The sequence below is a fragment of the Chloracidobacterium sp. N genome (assembly GCF_018304765.1).
In the GTDB taxonomy this organism is placed as follows: domain Bacteria; phylum Acidobacteriota; class Blastocatellia; order Chloracidobacteriales; family Chloracidobacteriaceae; genus Chloracidobacterium; species Chloracidobacterium aggregatum.
Genome location: NZ_CP072642.1, coordinates 285,192 through 309,586 on the forward strand (window position 1 = coordinate 285,192; position 24,395 = coordinate 309,586).

The following is a 24,395-nucleotide window of genomic DNA, read 5'->3' on the forward strand; positions in this document are numbered from 1 at the left end:
GGCTTTGGCAGTTTCCCGGCCCAGTCCGAAGTGCCTGGGCGCCTGCCCGTTGGGCAACGGTTTCGATGTGAATTGCAGGAAGTCTTGAGGCAGCCATCCACACAACTGGCTGTTCTGCCGCTCACACCAAGGCGGCACTCAAAGCCGGAAGTTATATGACAGCTTGAAAAAGAACGTCCGGGCCTGGCGAAAAAGTCCCGGCGTCCGGCGTCCGGCGATAGGGTCAAAGCCGTTGAACAGCAAGTCGTTATAGCCCACAAAGACCGCTGTGTTGGGGTATGGGTTATAGGCATAGAGCACGCTCAGCCCAAAGCGACGGGCGGCGCTGTCGTAGTCAAACAGCCCGCGAAAGGATGTGTTCTGGGTGAACTGGTACGTTGTGCGCAGGCGAAAGATATTTTGATCGAAGAAGGGACTCCTGGTGCGCTGGTCGCGCAGGCGGCTTTTCAGATAGAGCAGTTCCAGGTTGAGTCGTTCATTGGGGCGAAAGGTGATGGTTTCACGCAGGTCGAGACGCCGACCAACCGTGGTGTTGGAGGGGTCAAGGTTGAGTCCGGTTCCAAAACTCAGGTTGCCCGAAAATGTCAGACGCTTGAAGCGCGTAACCGAGTGTCGTAGTTGCACTGCCCGGTGTGAAAGAACCCTGCCGGCAAAGCCATCGCGGTTGAACTCATAGCCCGCATAGAAAAAAATACCCCGGCGCAGTGTCACATCAATACCAGGCTTGACGTTCTGGAGTTCGGGGAATCCCGTGCTGGTTTGTGAGCGATAAGCCTGGACGAACGGCCAGATTTCGGCATACCACTTTCTGTCATCAACCGGACGAAAGGCATAACCCACTTCAGCAAATGTTCCCTGGTAGCCGGTTCGATCCACGAACCCGGCATCGTTGCGATACGTGGGGTCCACCTGCTGGTGATCGGCAAAAATGCGCCAGTTGCGCCCGAATAAGCTGTAGTTGACTGTAAATGATTTGCCGCGTTGTGTCAGTCCGTCGGGCGTGGTGGTTTGGGTTTGCGTGAACTGCCCCCGAAGCGTGGTATCTGAGCGCACACGGACGCGCGTATCCACCGCTGCCGCCTGGTTGGTTGTGCCGGCCCAGTGCGTCCTGGTGAAAAAGCCGCCGATGGCCGAGTCCCGCCAGAAGTCCCGCTGGTAGCGTCCAACGAGGAACAGGGCATTGGCGCCGGCTCCAGTCTGTCCGGGAGCCACCCGCTTGCCGGGCGCACGGTCGCTGGCCGCCAGAAAGGCAAAGGTATTCCGGCCAACTTTGCCTGTCAGCTTGGCACCCCAGTCTGGATCAACGATGGTCCGACTGTTGAACGGCGAAAGCCCGTTGTACTGTTCGTTTACGGCCAGACTCCGAAAGAATTCCTGTCCTTCCAGAAAGAAGGGCCGACGTTCCGGGAAAAAGAGTATGAAGCGCTGGTTGACATTGACCTGCGGCGTATCAGCTTCAACCTGTGAAAAATCGGGATTGGCCGTCGCGGTGAGGGTGATGTTGGGTGTGATGGAGAAAGCGACGGTAAGCCCGGCCTCGGCCTTGCGGAAGGTGGCCACCCGTCCGTCAGGGCGTCGTTCGTCGTTGAGCGAGCCGATGACGATAGGAACGACATCAAGTGTGCGACTGATCCGCAGGTCGTCAAACCCCCGGAGTTCGCCACTTTGAACCAGAAGGTTCGATACCTGGCGTGACACGGGCTGCCATGACGTGCGCTCGGCTTTGCGGGCAATCCACCGCTGGAGATGCAGTCCCCACACCGCATCCTTACCAGCCCGAAAACGCAGGGTTTTGAATGGAATCGCGATCTCGACCACATAGCCATTGGCGGTGACGCGCCCCTTTGACCTGAAGATGCCGTCCCAAGTGTTGTCAACGTCTCCTTCCTGGTTGATAAAGCCGTCGGATTGAATGCCCAGCGGGTTGAAGCTCAACCGGTATGCCCGCACGTGGTCATTGTAGGTGTCAAGCATCACGATGACATAATCATCATCGTCAATGTCGTCCCGTCGGGTCACGCGCGCGCGAATGGACTGCGAATCCGTGTCGTGCGCCTGGAAGGCCAGGTACAGGTGTTGATCATCACGTGCCAGCCAGGCTTCTGTTTTTTCTGAAGCCGGGGCGTTGTCGCCCGGTTCAACCTGGAATGGCAGTTCGACCTTGACGGCTACCTGCCATTCGTCCGGCTCAAGCCTGCCATCCACTACGGGCGGTGTGGCAAGGAGCGGCAACGTGAGTGCCGTGTCTCCCGCTGCGCTTGCCCGTCCTGTGCCGGTCGCCACCAGAAGCCAGGTCAGCAGGCAGGTGAGTAATCCCACAGCGGTACGGAACGGCATCCTCATGGGTTTCGGCTGGAAGCTTGCAACGGATTCGGTCTGTACCGCTATTCGCAGATAGGATAAATCTTATCTGCGCTGCTTCAGAGCCTATGCCCGAGTGAAACCGGCTGTCAAGTCCGCTGCGGAGAACAGTCTGCTGTATTTGGCAGGAACCAGCTTAGGTGATTGTGGCATTCGCTGTGGTCATAACCCCGTGACACTACCTCGTCGTAGCCCATAAGCCAGCAGGCCACAGCCGACGGCGCCGGCCGTGAGCGTGCCGAACAGCCACCAGCGCAGCGGAATCGGTTGCCGTTCGCGGGGTTGGCGGGGCATCCAGATGGGCCACGGGCGGCCGACGTAAAACACCTCAAAGTTGAGCGCCCACAGCGGGCCATCGTCCGCCCACTCAGGTGACAGCCCAAAGATGCAATAGGTGTTGGTGTCGTCGTAGGGGCCGGGCCGAAACCAGCAGGCTTTGTCCCGTGCCGACGGGTTGACCGGATCGAGCAGTTCCGCCGGCCGCGCCAGCAGCGCACTTTCCCGGAAATAAAAGCCCGGGTCCGTTGCCCAGAAGTGCGGCGGCAGACAGCGTTCCAGAAAGAACCGCTGGTGGTCGAGGCTCAATCCCAGCGCCTGCACCCCCAGCCCGACGGCGACGATGACCACCGCCCCCCAGCGCATCAGGGTATTTGAGGGCAAAAAGGCAAAGGTCAGTGACCACAGCGGCAGGATGGGCAGCAGATACCGCGGCCCCCAGCACCAGTCGCCACCATAAAACGAGATGCACCCGATGAAGCCGACGAGGACCACCGAGGCTGCCAGGGTCATCTGCGCCACCATAGGCGCGCGCGCCCGCAACCCGGCGTAGCCAAAGAACGCCAGCAAGATCGGCGGGCTGTACCACAATACCCCTTTGCCGGGGCTGATGAGGATGCCCGGCACACCATAGAGCGGATTGCCCCAGAAGGAAGGATGTCCGGGAATGTCGAACTTGCCGGTGGCGAGAGGATGCCCGAAACGAAGCGTGTTATAGACCCCGAAGATCACCAGCCCAACGCCGCAGGCCAGACTGAAGGCTGCGATGCGTTGCAGTGAAGCGCGTCCGGCGTCCGTCTTCCAGAAGTCCGTCCAGAGGTGGGTCAGCCAGGGACGCATGTCGCCAGACCATGGAGGCCGGGTGATGTTCACCCGCGAACACATCAGCGCCAGAAAGGGCCACAGCAGCACAAGGTGTTCGACAAAGTTGACCAGCCAGCCGGCGCACAGTCCCCCGGCAAGGGCATACCCGACCGACTGCCGCCGGGCGCTGCGGTAGGCGCACCAGGCAGCACACAGGACGAACAATGCCTGCTGGAGGTTGTCAAACGTCGTCGTGGCGCCAATAAACGTCAATGTGGCAAAGGCATTGACCAGTGTCCACACCACGGCGCGACCGGGAGAAACGCCAAGGTCAAGCAGAAAGAAAAACAGCACTACGGCCAATCCCGCGCCAACAAGGGCGCAGGTGAGGGAAAACAGAAAACGCTGGCGTTCGCCTTTCCAGTCGTCGCCGATTTTGCCGAGGGCTACCAGTGGCACGCCCATTGCCGAAGCACCCAGACCATAGTGGCTATACAGCCGCTGGTCTTTTCCCCGAACGCCAATCCACTGGAGCGCCGGGTCGCGCAGGGTCGGTTGTCCGGCTTCCACCAAGCTGCGCGCCACCTCGAAGCGGCACTGACCGTCAATGATGTCAATCCGGCCGGGACTCATCAGGACATAGACCGCCCCGACGAACAAAAACAGCCCGGCAGCCAGCCAATGCGCACAGGATTTCACAAAAAACAATCGTGGAGACGACAGGATTTGAGCTTGCATTCGGGTTTTGGGCGCAAGTATATGCACACCCATGAGGTTTGCCCATGCCTGCTTTCATACACTGTGGCCCCTCACTGTGGCCCCTGCCGCGCTGGGCCGTGGCCGGGGCTTGTGCGCTGGCCGTTGCGCTGCCTTTGTGGACAACACCGTTCCCACCAGTCACCGACCTGCCCCAGCACGTTGCCCAGGTGCGGCTGTGGTTTGAAACCCTGGCCGGAATGCCACACCCGGACGGAACGCGCTACATCATTCAGTGGTGGACGCCCTACAGCCTGACCTACTGGCTCATGGGCGGATTATGGCAGATGTTGCCGCCGGTGCGCGTCGGGCAGGCGATAGTGCTATTGCAGGCGCTCGCCTGGGTGTTTCTGGTGCACTGGCTGGCGGCCCGGCGGCAACGCTCGGCGGCTGCGGCGGCCCTGGCCACGACCCTGTTTTTCAACCATACGCTGTACTGGGGATTTGTCAGCTTCATGACCGGTGGCCCCCTGTTTCTGCTGTGGGTTCACACAACGGCCCGGGACGCGCCCATGACACGCCGCCGGCAACTGCTTCTTCTAGGCTTGGCAGCGTTGCTCTATGCCGCCCACGCCCTGTGGTTTGCCATGGCGCTGCTGTGGTTTGGGGTGATGGCGTGGGGATTGCGACGCCCTTGGCGCACGGTGCTGCACAACGGCCTGTGGCTGCTGCCGCTCGCGGCGCTGGCGGCACTGATGTACAGCCGGATTGGCTACGCCACAACTCTCGTGGAGCATAAAACCCTGTGGCGCGTGCCGGTGGTCGGGCGGCTGTTCACCCCGTGGTTGCCGGAATCGGTCTATGGCGGCCTGAGCGGTCCCGTGGAGCCGCTGGCGCTGGCCGGGGTGGGGCTGTGGCTGGTTGCCGGATTGGTCCGGCATCGGCGCCAGTGGCGGTCCGCCAGCGATCCGGTCTGGCTGCTGGCTGGCGGGCTGTGCCTGGCCGCCGGGTTGCTGCTGCCTTACCAGTATCAGTACACCATTGAGTTTGCCGAACGCTGGATGCCAGCCGCCGTAACCTGTCTGCTGCTCGGCGCACCGGCTTTGGATGTACCACCGCCCGGCAGCGACACCCGTTCTGTTCCGGGTTGGCCGCGCGCCGTCGCCACAGCGGGCTGTGTCGTCTTCTGCGGCTGGACGGCGCTGGTCTGGCAGGCGTTTCAGCGCGACTACCTGCCCGGTCTGCCCGAAGCGCTGGCGGCGCTTCCGTCCCAACCGCGTGTCGTCGGGCTGGATTTCGTCAAGGAAATTCCGGGCTTCCAGCGGCGTCCGCTGATGCAGATGCCTGCCTATGCCCAGGTGCTGCACGGCGGCGCCTACAGCCTGTCCTTTGCCAAGTTTCCGCAGAGCTTCGTGCGCTATGAAACGGATGCCGTGGTGGGCTGGACGGATGGCCTTGAATGGTCACCCGAACGCCTGACGGAGCGTGACCTGGGCTACTTTGATTTTGTGCTGGCCGTGGGCGACCGCTGGGCGCACGAGCGTTTGCAGACAAAGTTTCCCCGGCTTCAGCCCCTCACCGGCGACGACCGCACTCCCTGGCGGTTGTATCGCATCAGCGCCTGCGCCCATCACCAGTGATGTTCCCCAGGCGCACCGGGGAACACGTGGGCGTTACTCGTACTGTTCCCGCCGCCCGCGCGGCGAAGGCTGGAAGCTTTCGGGATAGTTGGCACTCTCGATGAGGTTGAGTCCCGACAGGGCCGGCGCAGATTCTTCCAGGATTTGCTTGGTGATTTCGATATTGGCGAGCAGTTCGTCGAAGTCCAGGTCCGTCGCGCCCGCCCCGTCCAAGGCCGTCATGGTCACGATATGGTCGTTGATCAGACTGAAGCGGTTTTCAATCGCCTGAAGTTGGGCCTCGACCCGGCGGACACTGCGCTCAATCTCATCGAAGGTCTTGAGGCGGCGGCGGAGAACATCCAGGTTGTGTTCGAGCAGGGGGCGGGTGGCTGCATCGGCCGTGGTCATCTGGCGCTCAATCTGGATGATCTGGTTTTGAATGGCATTCCGGTTGACCGACCGCAGGTGGGTTTTGCGCCGCCGATAGACATCAAGCAGGTCAACGAACTGCTCCCACATCGTATCCAGGCACTGGATGGATTCCGGGAGTTTTTCGAGTTTGGTGAACTTGAGATAGTTTTCGTAGATTTTGCTTTTCTGGAAGCGCAGATACTCGACCATTTCACGGTCGCGCGGCTCGAAGGTGCGGATGAGTTCTTCCCGCTGCCGCCGCCGAAGCATCTGCCGCTGCCGGGCCGCCCGGCGTTCGACAAGACGCCGGTAAGCATTCATCGCCGGGACGACCGTGAGATAGGTCGCTTCCAGCGCCGCGCCCGCCACGAGGGGCATCCAGTCCTGGGTGTAGGCGGCCGCCGACAAAAACAACACCATCGTCCAGATGTTGTAGGGTTCGCCAGCGGCTTCCTTGACATAGTTGATTCGTGAGGTAGCAGAGGTCAAACCGCTCATGACACTTTGGACCTGGATGTGGCCAGTGTTTGCTCGTGGGAGCGTCAAAGTGTCGCACCATCGTTCTGGCATTTCAAGGCATTCTCACATTCCTGCGCGGGCCACATGGTGCCTGTGGGTGATGCCTTGCCGCCGCCGGCCGGTCTGGTTTGAAAACCCCGGGAGGCTTACATACAGTCGGCTTTCCCTTGTCCGAGCCACTTGCACACCCTGCTGATCCACCACGAGGCTTGTTCATGGCTGCCCTGCTTTCTGCGCCCTCAAAATCAGCCACAATGCCGCCAACCGCCGTTGGGAAGGACCAGGCGTTGGTGTGGACGAGCTGGGCGACCCTGTTGGCGCTCGTGGTGTTTGCCCTGTGCAGTGGGCAGGTCTATGCGCCTCCCGTGGCGCGCCTGACAGAGCCGGAAGCACTGACCCGCGCCGAACGTCTGCTGGAGCGTCTGCGCCCAGCCGACCTCTCCGGTGTGCCGCTGGCGGCGTACCAGAGAGCCGGGCAGTGTCAACGGCATCCGGTTGATTTGGCCCGGTGGGAGTTTGCTTTTCTGGCGCCGGACAGGAGCCACCTGTACCGCCTGACGCTGAATGCCACCGGCGACTTCCGGTACTTCGCTGTTTATCGGCGTCGCCCGGCAGTGGAAGCCGCCGCCGCGTTCAATGAGGCTGCCGTACGTCAGCAGTCCGAAGTCTGGCGGGACTTTCTCAGAGCGGAAGCCGGAATCACCCCGGTGCCTGTGACCGAAGCGCCACCGCCCGTCCGGGAAAGTCCCTTTCCAGGTTCGGTCCGGGACATCCTGCGGCGTTGGAAAACCGATCATGCGCAGTGGGCCTTTGTGGAAGTCAGCTTCGACCAGCAGGGGCTTCAATCCCTGGGGGTGACACCGGCGGAGACACCACGCCCTACCGGAGGCAGCGTTTGGGGTGGTGTCCTTGTCATCGGGTTTCTCGCGCTGGTTTTCTGGCTTCCCTGGCTCCTGGTGTTTGTGCGTGGGATTGCCCGCCGTGAAATGGGATCGCTCACCACGCTCGTTACAAGCGGGGTCCTGGCGACGCTGCTGATGCTTTGGCTCACAACGCTTCTGGGGGTTACATTGGTCACACACTTTGCCTGGCTGAACCCGTCCATCTCGGAGGAGGGATTTGTTGTCCTGCTGTCAGATGCCGGCTATCGGTGGGTGATCTTTTTCATCACTTTGCTGGTGGCGGCGGGCGTGTCGCTGGGGGCGCTGGGTGTGGGGCTGGTTTCTCTGGCCGTGACGGAGTCTTACGACTGGAAGCGCCAGCGGCAGTTGCTGGGCGATGTGTATCGCCTGACGCGCCGGGGCGGCCTGACGCCCTTGCAAATGCTGCGGCTCAGTGTGGGGAGCGTCGCGCTGGCATCGTGGGTGCTGGCGCTGGAAACCGGCGTCCAGTGGATAACCGGGCAGCCTCTCCTTCCCTGGCATGAGTTTGCTGTCTGGTCGCAAAGTCTGGCTATCGGGCGGTGGCCGGGTTGGAAAATCATCGGCGAATGCCTGGCCGACGTATGGCTGATGACCATCTGGCTGCTGCCCCTGGTGGCCTTTGCCCGCGACCGCCTTCAGGATCGTTCCACGGGACTGGCGGTTGGAGTGCTGTTGGGCTTGATGGGTTTGCCCTTCGTCATCGGCGACTGGGCCATGGCCTTAGGCTATGCCCTGCTGGTCACGGGACTGGTCTGGGCGCTGCTGAACTATGGCTGGCTGGCCGTTGTGTTTGGCCAGCTTCTGGTAGGCGGGCTGTTTCCTCTGCTGTGGGGGCTGCGGTTTCCAAATGGTTTCGAGCCGGCGTTTCTGCTGGGTGGGATGCTCATCATCCTGCCGCTTGGGTTCCTCATCGGGTTTCGCCGGCCGGCGCGCCGCCTGCGAAAAGAGACTTTCGATCTCGCCCCTCGGTACATCCGCGATCGCCTCCGCCTCGAACGCTGGCGCGAAGACCGCGAAGTGCGGTGGCTGATTCACTGCAACCTGCTGCCGCCCTCCGGTTTTCGGGATGAGCGGCAGCGCGTCCTTGCCGAGTACGCCCACCTGCCCGAACAGGGCCAGGAGTGGTTTATCGTGCTGCCGTTGGGTCCGGAGCGGATTGGCGTGGGGATTGGGGAAGTGAGCGGACAGGAACTCCAGGCTTCCCTGCTGGTGGCGATTGTACTGGCGGCCATCCGGTCCAAGGCGGCCCACTATGCAGACTGTCCAGCGCAGGTCATCGAGCGCCTCAATGACTTTTTATCCCCCCGCTTGCGGGCGATTGGTTCGCAGGTCCGGCTGCTGTACGGTATCGCCGATTTCCGCACGGGTGAGTTTATCTACTGTAATGCCGGCTATGTTGCGCCGGTGGTGCTGCGACCGCGTGCGGGGGAAAAGCCGTCGCCCTCCAGCCTGACGGGGGCGCGGAACAGTGCGCTGGACGGCCGCACGGACCTGCGGTTTACCGAAAATCGGGTGTGTCTCGAACGGGGGAGCCGGGTAGTGCTGATGAGTGACTGGCTGGCTGAAGTTCAGGGGCTGGAGTCTGATGCGCCCGACCTTGCCTCACGCTACGAAACCCTGTTGGCGTCTCTGGATGAACCGCCGGAGGGCAACCTGCCACGTGCCGTAATTGACTATGCGCGTGAGCGCCTTCAGCCACCGCCCGGTGAATCGTTTGCCAAGTCCCCGGCTGAGACTGAAATCACCGTCGTCTGCCTCACCTTCTAAGCCTGGGGAAGGCATCCGCCGGGTCACCGGCCGTGTGATTCGGCAGCGGCGCGCTGTCTGCTCTTGCCGTGGGTACGCCAAACAAGTACCTTGCGTGGCCGGGCATGTGGCTTGTCTGGTGTGGCCGTGGCCCGTGATTGCACCCCTTCCCGGAGATGTTGCCGCAATGTCTTTCCTCGATCAGATGACCAAAGAACTGCTCAAGCGGTACGGACGCCTTGCCTTGGGCAAGCCGTTTGCCCCGGTTTTCCTCAACATTCTGGCGACGTCCGTCTGTGACATGCGCTGTGTCCACTGCTTTTTCACCGAAGAACTGGATGACAAAGAGCGCAAAAAGAACCAGATGAAAACGGAAAACATCGTCCGGGTCAGCGAGACCCTGGGGGGGAATCTCTCCGTGCTGGTCATTGCCGGCGGCGAACCGTTCACCCGCCTCGACCTGCCGGATATTGCCCGGGCGTTTTACGAAAACAACCAGCTTGAATCCATCTACCTGATGTCCAACGGGCAAATCCAGAAGCGCATTCTGCCCGATGTCGAACGCATCCTGACCGAGTGCCCGAAACTTCACGTCACCGTGGCGCTGGGCCTTGACGGACTCGAAGCCGACCACGACCGGATTCGGCAGAAACCGGGCAGTTGGGCGCGGGCCATTGACACGGCACGGCAGCTCCAGAAACTGAAGAAAAGCCTGGCGCGGCTCGACGTACAGACCTGCACGTGCGTGATGAACTCGAACCAGGACCGGCTGTTCGAGTGGTATGACTTTCTCAAGCACGACCTCCGGCCGGACAAAATCAACGTCAACTACATCCGTCCGCCGGCGGCCCGCCCCGAAGAACTCAACATTGATCTTGAGCGTTACCGGCGGTTGTCCCAGATGATCCTTGAAGATTCGCGCAGCGGACAGGCCAAGAACGTGTACGGCGGGCCGAATGGCGCCTTCAAGGCTGCCGTGGACATCTACATGCACGAACTCATCGCCAAAACCCAGGAAGAGAAAAAAGCCCAGCTCCGGTGTTTTGCCGGTACAGCCGGCGGCGTCATCTACGACGAAGGCACGGTGTCGAGCTGCGAAAACCTGCCGCCCATCGGCAACCTGCGGGATTACGACTGGAATTTTTCGGCCCTGTGGTACTCCGAAGCCATGCAGATGCGGCGCGCGCGGGTCAAGGACGGCTGCTTCTGTACGCACGAAAGCAACTGCTACTACCCATCGCTGGCGTTCAATCCGAAGCACCTGGTCAAGATCAAGCGTCTCGAACGCGACATCATTGCCGCCCGCAAGCGGGTCGAAGCCGTTGAACAGCAGGCAACCGTCGCCACGGCTTCATCCTGAACCGCACGGCATGTTCAACCTGGTGTGAAAGGCACAGCGGCGGCAGGAAGCGTCTTCCGGCCGCCGTTGCTCTGTTGTGTGTGCTTCCGGTGATTCGTTTTTGCCGGGGGCCTGTGCCTGACCGGTTTGACGGCCGGGTTGCACACCTGCCGTCGGGTTCGTCATAATCGGCTGCGGCTGGTGGCTGTTCCGCCACCTCTTCCGAAGTCACTCCAGGTTGGAATTTTGGGGTTTGTCCGATGCGTACCTTTCGCCGCTATGCCCCATCCCTTCGTTTGCGGGTCGCTCTGACCTGCCTCCCGTTGCGGCGGCGGGCCGATCTTTTTGCTGACTAGCCTTCCTTGGAAATCGGTTGCTCTGTCTGTCACACGCCGGCCGCACCAGGCCTGCCGGTTGCCCTTATTGCCGATGCCTTTTTCCAAGGAGGTCATCATGTCAGCCGCGATTCCAACGCTTACCAAATTCCCGCAGCTCATCACGGAACTGCCCGGCCCGAAGGCCCGGGCCATCGTTGAACAGGACCATCGCTACGTTTCGCCGAGTTATACACGCCCTTACCCGCTGGTCATCGAGCGCGGCTGGGGCGCGATGATTCAGGATGTGGACGGCAATGTGTTTTTGGACTTCAATGCCGGGGTCGCTGTGCTGGCGACGGGCCATGCCCACCCGGAGATTGTGGCCGCGATTGCCAAACAGGCGGCGGAGTTTGTCCACATTGCCGGGGCGGATTACTACTACCCACAACTTGCGGCTCTGGCCGAGCGGCTCCAGACGGAAACGCCGGGGGATTTCCCCAAGCGGGTTCACTTTGGTAACTCCGGCGCAGAGGCCGTCGAATGCGCCCTCAAGGTGGCGATGTATGCCACCCGGCGCACGAAGTTCATCGCCTTTTTCAACAGCTTTCACGGGCGGACGATGGGGGCGCTGTCGCTCACCTCTTCGCGGGCGGCCCAGCGGTTGGGCTTCGGCCGCGCGGCGCTCGATGTCACCCATATCCCCTATGCCAACTGTCTGCGCTGCGCCTACGGCAAAACGCCTGACACCTGCCAGGTGGAATGTGTGAAGGTCATCGAAGAGCGGCTGTTCAAAACCACCTGCCCGAAGGAAGAAGTCGCCGCCGTCGTGGTCGAGGCGGTACAGGGCGAAGGCGGCTACGTCGTTCCCCCGGCCAAGTTTCACCACGAACTGCGCCGGCTGTGCGATGAGCACAACATCGTCCTCATCGTGGATGAGGTTCAGTCCGGCATGGGACGTACCGGGAAGATGTTTGCCATCGAGCACTTTGGGGTTGTCCCGGACGTGCTGTGCGCGGCCAAGGGGATTGCGTCGGGGCTGCCGCTGAGCGCAACCGTGGCGCGGGCTGACCTGATGAACTGGCACGTCGGCGCGCATGCTTCGACCTTTGGCGGCAATCCCGTCGCCATTGCCGCTTCGCTCAAGACCTTTGAACTGCTCCACAACGGCCTGCTCAGGAACGCGGCCGAAATGGGCGAACGCATGCTGGGCGGACTGCGCCTGGTGCAGGCAAAGTATGCCGACCGGATTGCCGACGTGCGCGGATTGGGCCTGATGATTGGCGTCGAGTTTGTCACTGACCGGCGCAGCCTGACGCCTGATCCTGAACTCCGCAACCGCATCGAGCAGGAGTGTTTCCGCCGCGGCCTCATCGTGCTGGGGGCCGGGGAGTCCACAATCCGGTTCTCACCACCGCTCGTCATTGACGCCGAGCAGGTGGACTGCGCCGTGGAAATTTTTTCAGAGGCTATCGGCGCGGCACTCAATGCCTGAGTATCCAGCCACAGCCATATCTGGTGGGCGTCCCTTGGGGAGCGGCCCACCCTCGCTTTTTGGGCTGTCTCTGGGATAGGTTGCCCTTGGTACGTCCGGCTTCGGTGCCGGTCGCCTATCCGATTGCTGAAAGGATGTCGTTCCATGCAACCAGTCGGTTATGCCCCACCGCCGCCACCGGCCAAAAAACGCAATGTCTGGCTGTGGGTTCTGGGTGGCTGCGGAGTCCTCACCCTGCTCGGTATCGTGGCCGTTGGCGTGGTTCTCTACATTGCCTATTACGCCGCCTCGCGGGCCGTGGATGAAGTCTCGAAGAACCCCGTCCGCACGGCAGCCAAACTCATCGAGTTGGCTAATCCCGACATTGAGGTGGTGTCGGTGGATGAGGAAAAGAAGCTGGTGACCTTCCGCGACAAAAAGACCGGCACCACGACGACCGTTTCGCTTGAAGAGTTTGAGAAGCAGGCCAAGTCCGGGGAGGAAACGGGTAGTCCGGGTCCGTCCACCGGCAGCCAGCCGTCGTCTTCGCCGCCGGATGTCGGCATCAGCGAAAAGGATAACCTTCCCAACTGGGTCCCGGTGTATCCGGGGGCCAAGGTCACGGCCAAGGTGACATCGGGCAGCGGCAACAATGCGTCCGGTTCGCTGACCTTGATGACGAGAGACAAGCTCGAAGCGGTGTTCAGCTTCTATGAAACCAGGCTGGACGGTACTGGTTTTTCCGTGACACGTGCCGCATCCGGCGGCTACCGGGCGATTGCCGCCAAACGTGACTCCGGGGAAAGTATCAGCGTCATGGTGATGAAAATGGAGGCTGAGGACCACACGGGAGACGATGACGACTACACGGGTATCGTGATCACCTACAAGTTGGAGTAGTGATGCCCGCCAGTGTCACGCCCAGCCTTGGACGGCATACATCAGCAGCCCGGAGCGGAGCTTCGGCTCAAACCAGGTGGACTTCGGGGGCATCACTTCTCCCCGGTCAGCAACAGCAAACAACGCCTCCAGCGAAGTCGGGTAAAGGGAAAAGGCGACTGCTGCCTGTCCGGTGTTGACCCGCCGTTCCAGTTCCGCCGTGCCGCGAATCCCGCCGACGAAATCCAGCCGCCTGTCCGTACGGGGATCGCCAATGCCCAGCAGCGGCTCCAGTACCTGCATTTGCAGGCGGCTGACATCCAGCCGCGCCAGGATGTCCTCCCCTTCTGCCGGACGAAAGCGGAAGCTGTGCCACCGGCCGGCGCAATAGACCGAAAAATCACCTTCCGCAGTGGGCGTTGGCGTGGCCGGACGTGGCTCGCATCGGGCTTGCAAAGCCGCGATGAAGTCCGTTGGTGCATAGCCGTTGAGGTCACTGACAACGCGGTTGTAGGGCAGTATCCGCAGTTGACCCGCCGGGAAAAGCACCGCCAGAAAAAAGTTGTAGGGTGCTTCCGCTGACGGGTGCGGGTCCTGCGCACGCCATACGGCGCGGGCGCGGCTGGCGCTGGCCGAACGGTGATGCCCGTCGGCGACATAGAGCGTCGGAACATCCGCAAAGGCCAGGCGAACCTGGTCGGTCTCCGGCATGCGCCAGACCGTGTGCTGAATGCCATCCTCAGCCGTGAAGTCATACAGCGGCCCACCGGAACAGGTCTGCGCCACGAGCGCCTCCAGCGCCGGTACGTCCCGGTAGGCCAGAAACACCGGCTCCGTATGGACGCCCAGCGCCAGCAGATGCCGGGTGCGGTCGTCTTCCTTGTCCGGGCGTGTCTTTTCGTGCTTGCGGATCATGTCCCGGTCGTAGTCGTCCACGGCGCAGACGCCGACGATGCCGGTCTGTGCCCGTCCCGCCATGACGAGCCGATAGACAAAGAAACCGGCTTCCTCATCAGTCAGCAGCGGCGCTTCCCGGATGAGCCGCTCCAGGTTGGCCCGGGCGGTCTGGTACTGGAGTTCCGCCTCCGGCGGGGTGTCGTCCGGCAGGTCCACGTCCGGCCGGGTGACGTGCAGCAGGCTGTAGGGGTTGTTGGCAACCAGCGCACGGGCTTCGTCGCGGCTGACAACATCGTAGGGAACCGCGGCCACGTCCGCGACGCGGGCGGGCTGGGGACGAAGTGCGCGAAAGGGATGAACAATGGCCATGGTGTGTCCGATACCGGTTTGAACGTGCAGGGAATGGGGAAAGGCTGGTTACTCCAATGGCGGGCCCTGGCGATGCAGCGCCGCCTCGGCCACGAAGTGCTTGAACAGGGCTTGTGAAAAGGGATCGTGGTCGGCGTTGATTTCCGGGTGCCACTGCACGCCGAGCACGAAGTGGTTGGGCTGGGTTCCGACGACGGCCTCGATGACGCCATCCGCCGCCCAGGCGATGGCGCGCAGGTCGCGGCCGAGTTCGTCAATTGCCTGGTGATGGTGACTGTTGACACGTGCTGTGACGCCTCCGGCCAGCTTGGCCAGCAGGCTGTCCCGGTCAATCTGAATGCCATGGGCAACCCGGCGAAAAGTGCCGCGCTGCTGGTGCTGCATGACGTTTTCGACCTGCGAGGGCAGGTCCTGAAACAGCGTTCCGCCACGGTGGACGTTGAGCAGTTGCATCCCGTAGCAGATGGCAAGGACGGGAAGCCGTCGGGCATCGGCAAGGCGCAACAACTGAAGGTCGGTTTCATCCCGTTCCGGGTGAACCGGGCCGAGTGCGACATGCGGCGCCTGCCCGTAGCGGAACGGGTCAATATCACCGGGATTGCCGGACAAAAGGATACCGTCAAGCACCTGGGCGACGGCGTCAAGGTAGCCCGGCTCCGTCAGCAGCGGGATGAGCAGCGGAATCCCACCGGCGTGCAAAACCGCGCGCGGGTAGGTCGTGCGCAGATGATAGGTGTCCTTGTCGGGGTCAATCCGAACGGTGATACCAATGATGGGCTGCTTCGTGTATGGTGCGGGCATCGTCGGATGTTCTCGTCAGACCTGTTCGCTGGCGTGGGCGCAAGCCAGCCTTGGCCCCGCCAGATCACGTAAAACTCAGAATGGCGCAGCATCGCGCCAAAGGATGACCATAACGTGACAAACCTTGCAATCACAGACCTGCAAACCGGCGCCGGCGCGGTAGCTGAAAACGGTCATGTCGTCACCGTCCACTACACCGGCTGGCTGCTTGATGGAACGAAATTCGACAGCTCCCACGACCGGCGGCAGCCCTTCGAGTTTGTGCTTGGGTTAGGGCAGGTCATTCGCGGCTGGGACCTGGGGGTTGCCGGCATGCGCGTTGGCGGCAAGCGGCAACTGACCATTCCGCCAGAGCTGGCCTATGGTAGCCGAGGGATTGGGCCGATTCCACCCAACGCCACCCTGCGCTTTGAGGTCGAACTGTTGTCGGTCAAACCGTGAGGGCGTTGGTCATTGTCCCCGGCCATGCCATTTGTCTGAGACCTGATGCCCCGGACTTGACGGCGGATGACGCTTGGGCGCTTCAGCCATACCAGCGCGGGGAAGGTGGTTGCTACCTGGAGCACATCCGGGCGGGCGTCCGGTGGACAGCGGAAGATGACCACCGGTGGCTGGTGTTCTCCGGCGGAGATACCCACCGGGAGTATCCGACCCGAAGCGAAGCCGAAAGCTACCGGCAGGTGGCCGAAGCCCAAGGTTGGTGGCACTGCCGGGAAGTTGCCGCGCGGACGCTGACCGAGACCTTTGCCCGCGATTCCTACGAGAACCTGCGCTTCGGTCTGTGGCGCTTCCACGATGCCTTGGGTGCGTGGCCGGCCGAAGTCTTCGTGGTTGGCTGGGCATTCAAGCAGCAGCGGTTTCAGTGGCATGCCGCCGCCTTGGGCTGGCCCGCAGAGCGGTTTCACTACATAGGCGTCAATGATCCGCCGGACCTGGCTGCGGCCCAGGCTGGCGAATCACAGGCACTCCGCGATTTCCTGGCCGACCCCCACGGCCGGCAGGGGCGGCTGGCCGCCAAGCGCCACGCCCGCAATCCGTTCGGGCACCAGCCGCCGGCACACTGGCAGGCTCTGGGCTGGCTCACGAGGCTGGTTCCTGGAGAAGCTTTTTGACCTTGCGCTCAAAAATCCCTTCGTTGATGCCGCCGGTAACGGTGTCCCGGATGTTGCCGCGCCGGTCAATGAAGACGGTGTAGGGAATCGAGTTACCAATCCCGAAGCGGGCCGCCGTGGTGGAATCAGCCATGCCAATGGGGTAGCTGATTTGGCGTTTGGCAAGAAATTCCCTGACGACCTTCGGCCCTTCCTGATCGACCGAAAGACCAACGATTTCGAGACCGTCGCCTTTGAGACGACGGTAGGTGGCATCGAAGCCAGGCATTTCGGCAACGCAGGGCGGGCACCAGGTGGCCCAGAAGTTGACGACCACGACCTTTCCACGATGGGCGCTCAAATCGAACTTGCCGGCGTTGAAGGTTTCGACGGCAAGGTTGGGCGCCGCCCGCGCGGCTTCCGGCGCTGGCGAAGAAGAAGCCGTTTTGGACGGCGCACCCGATGAAGATGGAGACGGTGAATCCGTCGGCGTGGACTGACAGGCCAGCCCCAGCGTGGCGCCAAGAACCAACACCAGGGTGAGACCATAACGTGGGGTAGGCGTGGACATTGTCATAGACGCTCCAGCGTGGTGAAATCCCATGTGGTTATCATGCGCCGAATGTCACCTCCAAGACAACCGGCTTGCTACCGGCCAGACCTTTAGGTAGCGTCAACCTACGCTCAGCGCCGCTCATTGCCAGCACCACGCACTGGTGAAAAACGCCATGGGGTTCGTTCCACTTATTCTGGTTGTCATCGTGCTTCTGCCCCTCGTGTGGCTGGAGCTGCGGCGCTACGGCCGGGCGCGGCTGGACGGCAAGGTGTCCGACGCAATGCGGGCGCGGCTGGGCCGCCGGTTGCTGAGCGCCGGTTTGCTGGTTGTCGTCACGGCGCTGGTGGGGTTTGGGCTTGAGTTCCGTACGCTGTTTCAGCCTTCCCAACTGGTGGGCTACTTCCTCATCTGCGGATTGCTGCTGTGTCTGCTGGTGGGCACGATGATCTATGACATCCGCGCCGTGGTGCGTCAGTCGCTGCTGGAATTTCACGACCGGGATGCCGAAGCCGCACGTTTCCAGGCGTTCATGGCGCGGGATGCCAGCCTGCCCCACGAGTTGTTCCAGAAGGGCCAATCGGGCGGGAGAGAGCCAGGGCGAACCCGCAAGCCACTGGGCTGAACCTTAGAAAGTGCACTGCCATGAGTGAAACGATTGCCATGATACCCCCGTCGCCGCCGGCTGGCGATCCGTTGATTGGACGAACGATTGCCGGACGCTTCCGGGTCATCAGCAAGCTGGGCGAAGGGGGGATGGGGGCGGTGTACAAGGCGGAGCAGCTCAAGGTCAATCGCCTGTGCGCCATCAAAATTCTCAGTGCTTCCTTTGCCTCCGACCCGGATGCCCTGGCCCGTTTCAACCGTGAGGCGCAGATGTCGAGCGCCTTCAGTCATCCCCACGCGGTGACGATTTACGACTTCGGGGATGACAACGGGTTGCACTACCTCGCCATGGAATTCGTCGAAGGGGAAACACTGTCGTCGGTGTTGCGCCGGGAGGGACCCTTGCCATTGGCGCGAACCCTGGCGATTGCCCGGCAGGCCTGTGCCGCTCTTGATGCCGCCCACCGCATGAACATCGTGCACCGCGACCTCAAGCCGGACAACATCATGCTGTCCCGCCGCGACGATGGCGATTGGGTGAAAATACTCGACTTTGGGATTGCCAAAATGGCCGGCGACGCCCCGCAGCGCGGGCAGGATTTGACTCAGGCCGGATTTGTGGTAGGGACGCCACTCTACATGTCGCCGGAGCAGTTGGCCGGCGAGCGGCTCGATCCCCGGTCAGACATCTACAGCCTGGCCATCATCATTTACCAGATGTTGACGGGGCAGTTGCCCTTTGCCGGCGACAACATGCAGTCCGTCATGGTCAAGCGGCTGACGGAAGACCCGCTGCCGGTGTGGAAGGTCAACCCCCGAGTGGCGATTCCTCCCGGTGTCGAGGCGGCCCTGATGCGCGCCCTGCAGCGCCACCGTGACCGCCGGACACCCACCGTGCGGGATTTCATCGGCGAGCTGGAAGCCGGATGTGCTGCGCCCGGTGTGGCTGCCCCCGGAGCAACACAGGCGCAGCCGGCCGCCGGGAGTACGTCGCCTTTCGCACCGGGCACCTCCCCCTTTCCAGGCGAGGAAGCCTACCAGACGACGCCGGGTGCCACGCCGATGGCTTCCACGCCACCTCCCAGTCCGGTTGCCACGGGAGGCGCGTCCCCGCTGCCAACGGTGGCGGCCAGCCCGCCGCCGGTTGGAGGAACGGTCATGCAACCGGGTGCTGCCCCCGGGCAGGCGCTCCCGCCGCCGTATCCGGCTGCGCCTTATGCACCTCCTCCGCCGGGGTATCCGCCGGCCCAGACCGGTTTTCCTCCCGCGCCGTCGGTGGCTCCGGCCGCCAGGTCGGGCGGTGGGGTCGGCATGATTTTGGCGGTGGTGGCCTTTGTCGGGGTGCTCGTTCTGGGGGGCGGGGCGCTGGGTGCCTATTTCTTTCTGTGGCCGCGGGATAGCGGGCGACAGACGCGGGACGACACGCCACCCCGACGGAATGGGTCAGCCCAGGAGCCGCCCAAGCCGTCTCCTGTTGAGGCGTCTGGTAGTGGTGCGCCGTCCAATGCAGCCAAGGAAGCCTTCGCCAGCGGCGTTCAGGCGCTTGCCCAAAAAAGCTACGCCACGGCGGAACGCCATTTCCGTGCGGCACTCGATGCCTCTCCCGGATTCGGGAAGGCGCATCTCAACCTTGGCATTGCCCTGTATCACCAGCGGAAGTTCGGCGAGGCGCTCGATCGCTTTGCCCAGGCGGCCCGCCTGTGTGATGACGAAGCCTGCAAGAACTTCGCCTGGAACTACCGTGGGCGCCTGCACTGGGAGCAACGCGAGTACGCGCTGGCCGAAGAGGATTTCCGGCAGGCTCTGACCCACGATGGCAACGATCTGTCGTCGCTGGCGTTTCGCGGCTTTATGCTGCGGCTGGACGGGCGGACGGCTGCGGCCAACGAACTGTTCGACCAGGTGCTGGCGCGCAGTCAGGACGAAAATCTGAAGTCGGTCGTCCGGCAGTGCAAAGGCGCGGCGCTGCCACCGGCAACCGCTTCTGATGCCGGGATTGGCCCGGGGCAGTAACGGTTTCAGCACACCACAGTCTTATGACGCCAACCATCATCGTTCTGGATGATGAAAGTTCGGTGGCCTTCACCGTCGCCCACGCCATTGCGGCCCTGGGCTGGCATCCGGTGGTATGTCCGCTGGCACTGACGGATGCCACCCGGCTGGATGAGCTGGCGCCGACGCATGTCGTCCTCGTCACCGGCCAGGCCCCGGCGGTATCCCAACCGGTCATAGACACGCTCGTGGCCGCGCGGCTGGGGCACACGGCTTTGATTGGGATTGGCCAGGGAGCCCTGTCCTTGGGGGTGGCGCTGGGGCTTTCGGTGCCACCGGAGCGCCCGGTGAGTCCGGGACTGGTTGAGGTCTGCCACGATGGTTGCCTGGCGTTTGGCAATCTCAAGTATCGCTTTCGGGCCTGGGCATCCCGTCTTCCCCGTCTGGGGGCGGAGAATCTGCCAGAGGCGCTGGAGATGACGGCCACGACGCCTGCCGGACTGCTGCTTGGCTTCCGTCACCGAACGCACCCATGTGAAGGGGTGCTGTTTCAGCCTGAATCAAGCGGTACGCCGGACGGACTCCAGTGGTTTGCCAATGTATTTGGCGTCCGCTCGTGATGCCGGCCGGCAGCCGCACGCGCCGCCGCCAGCAGGTGCGCCATCGTCTGGCTGGCGTAGCCGGTGAGGGCAACGTCTGCGCCGACCGGCTCGATGGTGCCATCCGTCAGGTTCAGGGTTTCTTCGAGCGTGGCCGCACCCTGCCCCCCGATGGCATTCAGTCCACCACCGCCAATGATGCGCGGCGCCAGAAAGCAGGTGATTTTGTCAACCAGACGGGCATCCACGAAGGCCCCGGCCAGCGTGCTGCCACCTTCGACGAGCAGGCTGGCGATGCCCTCGGCAAAAAGCTGATTCAGCGCCGCCGGTAGCTGTGGACGGCCCTGGGCATCGGCTTCCACATAAAAAATACGGACACCGTACTGTTCGAGCCGGGACAGGTCTTCCAGCCGCTGCGGTGAAACAACGGTGACCAGCCACGTTGGACATACCCGGGCCGTCTGGACGAGGTGTGCCGTCAGGGGAAGGCGCACCCGCGCCGAATCAAACACCACCCGCACGAGCGGGCGGTGGCGGTACTGCCCGGTGCGGTCCGTGAGCTGCGGGTTGTCGGCCAGAACCGTGCCTGTGCCAACGGCAATCGCATCGTAGCGATGCCGCAACTCCTGTCCGGCCGCACGGGCGGCGGCACCCGTCACCCACTGGGAAGCGCCGGTGCGGGTGGCGATGCGTCCATCCAGACTCGTGGCCAGCTTGAGGTGAACGAAGGGGCGGCGTTCAAGCTGATTGATGATAAAGACTTCATTGAGCTGCGTGCCTTCCACGGGAAGCACATCCGTCAGCACTTCGATACCGGCTGCGCGCAACCGGGCAAAGCCACGTCCGTTGACCTGTGGGTTGGGGTCACGAATGCTGGCCACGACGCGCTGGATGCCGGCGGCAATGATGGCTTCGGTACAGGGTGGGGTGCGTCCGTAGTGGGAGCAGGGTTCGAGATTGACGTACAGGGTTGCCCCCCGGGCCCGATGGCCGGCTTCGCGCAGCGCCCAGACTTCGGCGTGGGTGGGTTCCGGTTCGTGATAGAAGCCGCGTCCCACGATGGCCCCGTCGCGGACAACGAGGGAGCCCACCAGCGGGCGGGGGCTGACCCGCCCCCGTCCCTGCCCGGCAAGGCATAAGGTTTCACGCATCAGGGCTTCATGCTGTGTCATACGGTTTCTGTCGCGTCCGGCGCTGAGCCTCACCCTGGGCCTTATGGAAGCACAAAGCCGAGCGCGGATGCACGAACCACAGCCTGTTTTCTGTGTCTTTATGTCTCTGTGCTCTCACGCCCCGCCAGTGGGGCCAGCGCACCGGCAAAAGCTGTGGTATAGTGTGACCATCGAAACGGCATGGTTCACTGTATAACGACAGGCCCAGCGCCGAATATCCATTCTGAAGCGAGCCGGTCAGCTTGTTTTCCGGTCTCACTTCCGCCGGGTGGCAGTCCTGCCCCCGATGAAAGGCGCGGTTCTACGGAGAGCACCAAGGATACGTATGTCGCAGTCACTGCCACCGGCCGACGAGCATCTGACGGACTTGCTGGCGACGCTCTCTCCCTTCAATCTGCTTCAGAGCCTGTCCCACGAGTTGCGCGCCCCGCTGACGGCGATTCTGGGCTGGACGGAGTGGTTTTCAGAAGGCATTACCGACGCCCGGCAACAGCAGGAAGGCATCCGTCACATCCGGTCGGCTGCGGAAAAGATGCTGCAACTCCTTGACGACTACAGTGATCTGGCCCGGTTCGGGGAGGCCGAAGGTCTGGCGACGGCGGCCACCGACCTGCTGGTGACGCTGCGCCGCATTGGCCACGGGCTGGAACTGGTGGCCCAGCCGCGACGGCAATCGCTCCTGATTGCCGTGGAAGAACAGGCGTCATCGGTGACCGTCTCCCCGGTGGTGCGGCAGGCACTGTGGCTCGTCATGCGGCACGCTTTCCAGATGTTGCCGGAGGGGGCCGTGGTGAAGGTAAGCTTCAATCCGGTTGGCCAGGTGTTGGTGGAGAGCGATGCGGCGCCCCAAGAGAAGGTCAGTGCCGGGGGACTGAAGCTGGCGCGTTTCCTCATCGCGCGTGAGGGAGGGGCGCTGCTGGTCGAGCCACGTGATACCGGGATGGGCATTGTCATCCAGTTGCCCACCCCGGACATGATCACCGTGCCGCCCCCGGCGACGTTGACCGGCCCGGCGGGCAGCGCGGATGACAGTCTGGCGCCGGCCCCCAGGGCCAGGAAAGTCCTCGTCATTGACGATGATGAAAACCTGCTGAAGCTGCTGGGGGCCGTTGTCAGTGCGGCCGGATATTGCCCCTACCTGGCGACGAGCGGGGTGCGTGGCCTCGAAACGGCCCGGGCCACGAAGCCGGATGTCGTGCTGCTCGATATTGGCATGCCGGGCATGGATGGCTTTGCCACATTCAACATACTGCGTGCCGAGCCGGAGTTGGCCAGATCGAAAATCGTGGCGCTGACGGCCTACACGGGCGCGGCCGAACGGGAACGGATTGCGCTCCACGGCTTTGATGGCTTCATTCCCAAGCCATTCCGGCGCGAGCAGTTGATTCAGGTGCTTTCAGAACTTTCAGTCTGAACAAGGGTGACAGCGCATGTCCAGGACACGTCCAATGGTGCTTGAAGCCTCCGAGCTGGAAAAACAACTCGGTGATTTGTCAGCCTGGCAGTGCCAATCCGGTCGTCTGGTGCGGACACTGACCTTTCGCAACTTCGCGGATGCCTTGGATTTCGTCAACCGGGTTGGAAAACTGGCCGAAGAAGCCGACCACCACCCGGACATCCTGCTGCACAACTGGAACCAGGTTACGCTGACCCTTTGGACGCATGACGTGGGCGGGCTGACCATGCTGGATGTGAACCTGGCCCACAAAATTGATGCCGTTGTCAGCTAGGGCGCACGAAGCTCCCAAGGCACACAAGCGGTGATCGCCGGTGATGTTTTCACCCGGGTAAGGGCTGGCGCGCCTTTTGCGCGAGGCGTTCGGCCGCAGCCAGGCCACTGAGAAAAGCCGCCTCGACCCGCCCGCCAATCAGATAGTCGCCACAGAGGTCGAGATTGAAGTCAGCGCCGGCTGTTGCGGCATCCGGGTTCGGCAGGCCTACCGCCGGGTTGGCATAGCGCCACTGTTTGATGTTCACCCACCGGAGCGTCGGCAGGTCAATCTGGAAGTGCTCACTCAGTGCGCTTGCCAGAACCTGGATGACCGTTCCTTCCGGCTGGTCAAGCAGGCTGTGGCTTGCATCCGGGCCAAACTGGGCGATGACAATGCTGTTTCCGTCAGGCACCCGGTACGGTGCCAGCCGGTCGAGCCAGGCCAGCCAGCCAATGGGAGCCTCCCTGGATGTGGCCCGCAGCGCGCCTACGCCGGGGTAGGCCGTACTGGGTGGCGCGCCCCAGACCACGGTGATACAGGGGTGATACGTCACCCCTTCGAGAGCCGTTTGCAGTGTGGTGAAAGGCGTTGGGAGGGGATGGCTGCGCGCCAGAAGCTGGGCGGCCTGTGGCGCCGGAAGCGCCAGGATGACCCAGTCGGCCGAGCGGATCCCACCCAGGGTCGTGTTGTCTCCACGGGTGTGAATGCTCCAGCGGCGCAGCGTCGCGTCCCAGGCAATGGCTTCGACAAAGCATTCCCGGACGACCCGCGACTCGCCTATCCGCGCCACAATGGCCTTGGCCAGGGTGGTCATCCCGGAACGAAACATATAACGGTGCGGAAAACCGGGAACGGCACTGACTTCAGGCTGACTGGCATCTGCCAGAGCCGTGGCCAGGTCGTGAAAGGGATAACTCACGACCGGGGCCGCCAGAGGAGCCAGGGCTTCAGTGACGCCGACTTCGTGCAGAAAATCGGCAAAGGCAGTCGTCTTGACCGTGAAGTACTGCGCCCCGTGGTCGAAAGAGGTGTCCTCGTGGCGACGGGTGGCCATGCGTCCACCCAGCGCGCGGCTCTTTTCCAGGACTTCACAGTTGAAGCCACGCTGCGTCAGGGTATAAGCCGCCGTCAGTCCGGCCAGGCCCGCGCCGATGATGATGACATCCATGACGGTTCAGAAGGGCGGGAGGCACGGCATCGCGCGTCCCGGTATCTTTCAGGGGAAATAAACCCTTGGCC

Annotated in this window: 20 protein-coding genes; 12 read left to right on the forward strand and 8 right to left on the reverse strand. The window is 62.7% G+C overall.

Annotated elements, in window-relative coordinates; translation table 11 throughout:
- Positions 1 to 138: 138 nt before the first annotated feature.
- Complete coding sequence (locus J8C05_RS01175) at positions 139 to 2,337, reverse strand: carbohydrate binding family 9 domain-containing protein (protein WP_211422414.1); 2,199 nt, start codon at positions 2,335 to 2,337, stop codon at positions 139 to 141.
- 186 nt (positions 2,338 to 2,523) lie between these two features.
- Positions 2,524 to 4,179: a hypothetical protein gene (locus J8C05_RS01180; protein ID WP_211422415.1), complete on the reverse strand. Its 1,656-nt coding sequence runs from the start codon at positions 4,177 to 4,179 to the stop codon at positions 2,524 to 2,526.
- Between the two features lie 44 nt (positions 4,180 to 4,223).
- On the opposite strand from J8C05_RS01180, the gene J8C05_RS01185 reads away from it, so the two are divergent.
- The gene (locus tag J8C05_RS01185) at positions 4,224 to 5,777 is read left to right on the forward strand and encodes a hypothetical protein (RefSeq protein ID WP_211422416.1); all 1,554 of its coding nucleotides are present in this window, start codon (positions 4,224 to 4,226) and stop codon (positions 5,775 to 5,777) included.
- A gap of 33 nt (positions 5,778 to 5,810) precedes the next feature.
- Here J8C05_RS01185 and J8C05_RS01190 read toward each other — a convergent pair whose 3' ends face one another.
- Complete coding sequence (locus J8C05_RS01190; protein ID WP_211422417.1) at positions 5,811 to 6,668, reverse strand: hypothetical protein; 858 nt, start codon at positions 6,666 to 6,668, stop codon at positions 5,811 to 5,813.
- Between the two features lie 236 nt (positions 6,669 to 6,904).
- Between J8C05_RS01190 and J8C05_RS01195 the strand changes: the two genes are divergently transcribed.
- The 4 genes from J8C05_RS01195 (at position 6,905) to J8C05_RS01210 (ending at position 13,385) form a co-directional block, all read left to right on the forward strand.
- Positions 6,905 to 9,379, forward strand: a complete 2,475-nt coding sequence (locus tag J8C05_RS01195; protein ID WP_211422418.1) for a PP2C family protein-serine/threonine phosphatase — start codon at positions 6,905 to 6,907, stop codon at positions 9,377 to 9,379.
- A 166-nt stretch (positions 9,380 to 9,545) separates the two neighbouring features.
- Entirely contained in the window at positions 9,546 to 10,718 is a 1,173-nt protein-coding gene (locus tag J8C05_RS01200; protein ID WP_211422419.1) for a radical SAM protein, read from the forward strand.
- Positions 10,719 to 11,150: 432 nt separating this feature from the next.
- The gene (locus J8C05_RS01205) at positions 11,151 to 12,506 is read left to right on the forward strand and encodes an acetyl ornithine aminotransferase family protein (RefSeq protein ID WP_246840713.1); all 1,356 of its coding nucleotides are present in this window, start codon (positions 11,151 to 11,153) and stop codon (positions 12,504 to 12,506) included.
- Between the two features lie 144 nt (positions 12,507 to 12,650).
- Positions 12,651 to 13,385 (forward strand): hypothetical protein, encoded by a 735-nt coding sequence (locus J8C05_RS01210; protein WP_211422421.1) that lies wholly within the window; start codon positions 12,651 to 12,653, stop codon positions 13,383 to 13,385.
- Positions 13,386 to 13,400: 15 nt separating this feature from the next.
- Here J8C05_RS01210 and J8C05_RS01215 read toward each other — a convergent pair whose 3' ends face one another.
- Both J8C05_RS01215 and J8C05_RS01220 read right to left on the reverse strand, forming a co-directional pair.
- Complete coding sequence (locus J8C05_RS01215; protein WP_211422422.1) at positions 13,401 to 14,630, reverse strand: DUF1015 domain-containing protein; 1,230 nt, start codon at positions 14,628 to 14,630, stop codon at positions 13,401 to 13,403.
- Positions 14,631 to 14,678: 48 nt separating this feature from the next.
- Positions 14,679 to 15,431, reverse strand: a complete 753-nt coding sequence (locus J8C05_RS01220; RefSeq protein WP_211422423.1) for a gamma-glutamyl-gamma-aminobutyrate hydrolase family protein — start codon at positions 15,429 to 15,431, stop codon at positions 14,679 to 14,681.
- A 114-nt stretch (positions 15,432 to 15,545) separates the two neighbouring features.
- Here J8C05_RS01220 and J8C05_RS01225 point away from each other — a divergent pair, with 114 nt between their 5' ends.
- On the forward strand, positions 15,546 to 15,872 hold the full coding sequence (locus tag J8C05_RS01225) for an FKBP-type peptidyl-prolyl cis-trans isomerase (protein WP_058868264.1): 327 nt from the start codon (positions 15,546 to 15,548) through the stop codon (positions 15,870 to 15,872).
- 56 nt (positions 15,873 to 15,928) lie between these two features.
- The gene (locus tag J8C05_RS01230) at positions 15,929 to 16,543 is read left to right on the forward strand and encodes a YdcF family protein (protein ID WP_211422424.1); all 615 of its coding nucleotides are present in this window, start codon (positions 15,929 to 15,931) and stop codon (positions 16,541 to 16,543) included.
- Here J8C05_RS01230 and J8C05_RS01235 read toward each other — a convergent pair.
- Positions 16,512 to 17,093, reverse strand: a complete 582-nt coding sequence (locus J8C05_RS01235; RefSeq protein WP_211422425.1) for a TlpA disulfide reductase family protein — start codon at positions 17,091 to 17,093, stop codon at positions 16,512 to 16,514. The two genes, J8C05_RS01230 and J8C05_RS01235, sit on opposite strands and share 32 nt — an antisense overlap.
- A gap of 157 nt (positions 17,094 to 17,250) precedes the next feature.
- Here J8C05_RS01235 and J8C05_RS01240 point away from each other — a divergent pair, with 157 nt between their 5' ends.
- From J8C05_RS01240 to J8C05_RS01250, 3 genes are read left to right on the forward strand one after another with little or no spacing between them, the layout of a single operon-like run.
- Positions 17,251 to 17,700 carry a hypothetical protein gene (locus tag J8C05_RS01240; RefSeq protein ID WP_211422426.1) on the forward strand — a complete coding sequence of 150 codons (450 nt, stop codon included), beginning with the start codon at positions 17,251 to 17,253 and terminating at the stop codon, positions 17,698 to 17,700.
- Positions 17,701 to 17,720: 20 nt separating this feature from the next.
- On the forward strand, positions 17,721 to 19,694 hold the full coding sequence (locus J8C05_RS01245) for a protein kinase domain-containing protein (protein WP_211422427.1): 1,974 nt from the start codon (positions 17,721 to 17,723) through the stop codon (positions 19,692 to 19,694).
- A 23-nt stretch (positions 19,695 to 19,717) separates the two neighbouring features.
- Positions 19,718 to 20,293, forward strand: a complete 576-nt coding sequence (locus tag J8C05_RS01250; protein ID WP_211422428.1) for a glutamine amidotransferase-related protein — start codon at positions 19,718 to 19,720, stop codon at positions 20,291 to 20,293.
- Here J8C05_RS01250 and ribD read toward each other — a convergent pair.
- A complete protein-coding gene (gene ribD, locus J8C05_RS01255) occupies positions 20,224 to 21,444 on the reverse strand; it encodes a bifunctional diaminohydroxyphosphoribosylaminopyrimidine deaminase/5-amino-6-(5-phosphoribosylamino)uracil reductase RibD (RefSeq protein WP_211422429.1) in 1,221 nt (406 codons plus the stop codon). The two genes, J8C05_RS01250 and ribD, sit on opposite strands and share 70 nt — an antisense overlap.
- A 325-nt stretch (positions 21,445 to 21,769) precedes the next feature.
- Here ribD and J8C05_RS01260 point away from each other — a divergent pair, with 325 nt between their 5' ends.
- Complete coding sequence (locus J8C05_RS01260) at positions 21,770 to 22,858, forward strand: response regulator (protein ID WP_211422430.1); 1,089 nt, start codon at positions 21,770 to 21,772, stop codon at positions 22,856 to 22,858.
- A 16-nt stretch (positions 22,859 to 22,874) separates the two neighbouring features.
- Positions 22,875 to 23,174, forward strand: coding sequence for a 4a-hydroxytetrahydrobiopterin dehydratase (locus J8C05_RS01265; RefSeq protein ID WP_246840714.1), 300 nt, complete (start codon positions 22,875 to 22,877; stop codon positions 23,172 to 23,174).
- A gap of 49 nt (positions 23,175 to 23,223) precedes the next feature.
- On the opposite strand, the gene J8C05_RS01270 is transcribed toward J8C05_RS01265, so the two are convergent.
- A complete protein-coding gene (locus tag J8C05_RS01270; protein ID WP_211422431.1) occupies positions 23,224 to 24,324 on the reverse strand; it encodes an NAD(P)/FAD-dependent oxidoreductase in 1,101 nt (366 codons plus the stop codon).
- Positions 24,325 to 24,395 lie beyond the last annotated feature (71 nt).

Bases quoted from the DNA above. Each gene is read 5' to 3' on its own strand.
- J8C05_RS01175 (WP_211422414.1), bottom strand. From the start codon at position 2,337: ATGCCGTTCCGTACCGCTGTGGGATTACTCACCTGCCTGCTGACCTGG.
- J8C05_RS01180 (WP_211422415.1), bottom strand. From the start codon at position 4,179: ATGCAAGCTCAAATCCTGTCGTCTCCACGATTGTTTTTTGTGAAATCC.
- J8C05_RS01185 (WP_211422416.1), top strand. From the start codon at position 4,224: ATGCCTGCTTTCATACACTGTGGCCCCTCACTGTGGCCCCTGCCGCGC.
- J8C05_RS01190 (WP_211422417.1), bottom strand. From the start codon at position 6,668: ATGAGCGGTTTGACCTCTGCTACCTCACGAATCAACTATGTCAAGGAA.
- J8C05_RS01195 (WP_211422418.1), top strand. From the start codon at position 6,905: ATGGCTGCCCTGCTTTCTGCGCCCTCAAAATCAGCCACAATGCCGCCA.
- J8C05_RS01200 (WP_211422419.1), top strand. From the start codon at position 9,546: ATGTCTTTCCTCGATCAGATGACCAAAGAACTGCTCAAGCGGTACGGA.
- J8C05_RS01205 (WP_246840713.1), top strand. From the start codon at position 11,151: ATGTCAGCCGCGATTCCAACGCTTACCAAATTCCCGCAGCTCATCACG.
- J8C05_RS01210 (WP_211422421.1), top strand. From the start codon at position 12,651: ATGCAACCAGTCGGTTATGCCCCACCGCCGCCACCGGCCAAAAAACGC.
- J8C05_RS01215 (WP_211422422.1), bottom strand. From the start codon at position 14,630: ATGGCCATTGTTCATCCCTTTCGCGCACTTCGTCCCCAGCCCGCCCGC.
- J8C05_RS01220 (WP_211422423.1), bottom strand. From the start codon at position 15,431: ATGCCCGCACCATACACGAAGCAGCCCATCATTGGTATCACCGTTCGG.
- J8C05_RS01235 (WP_211422425.1), bottom strand. From the start codon at position 17,093: ATGTCCACGCCTACCCCACGTTATGGTCTCACCCTGGTGTTGGTTCTT.
- J8C05_RS01240 (WP_211422426.1), top strand. From the start codon at position 17,251: ATGGGGTTCGTTCCACTTATTCTGGTTGTCATCGTGCTTCTGCCCCTC.
- J8C05_RS01245 (WP_211422427.1), top strand. From the start codon at position 17,721: ATGAGTGAAACGATTGCCATGATACCCCCGTCGCCGCCGGCTGGCGAT.
- J8C05_RS01250 (WP_211422428.1), top strand. From the start codon at position 19,718: ATGACGCCAACCATCATCGTTCTGGATGATGAAAGTTCGGTGGCCTTC.
- ribD (WP_211422429.1), bottom strand. From the start codon at position 21,444: ATGACACAGCATGAAGCCCTGATGCGTGAAACCTTATGCCTTGCCGGG.
- J8C05_RS01260 (WP_211422430.1), top strand. From the start codon at position 21,770: ATGTCGCAGTCACTGCCACCGGCCGACGAGCATCTGACGGACTTGCTG.
- J8C05_RS01265 (WP_246840714.1), top strand. From the start codon at position 22,875: ATGTCCAGGACACGTCCAATGGTGCTTGAAGCCTCCGAGCTGGAAAAA.
- J8C05_RS01270 (WP_211422431.1), bottom strand. From the start codon at position 24,324: ATGGATGTCATCATCATCGGCGCGGGCCTGGCCGGACTGACGGCGGCT.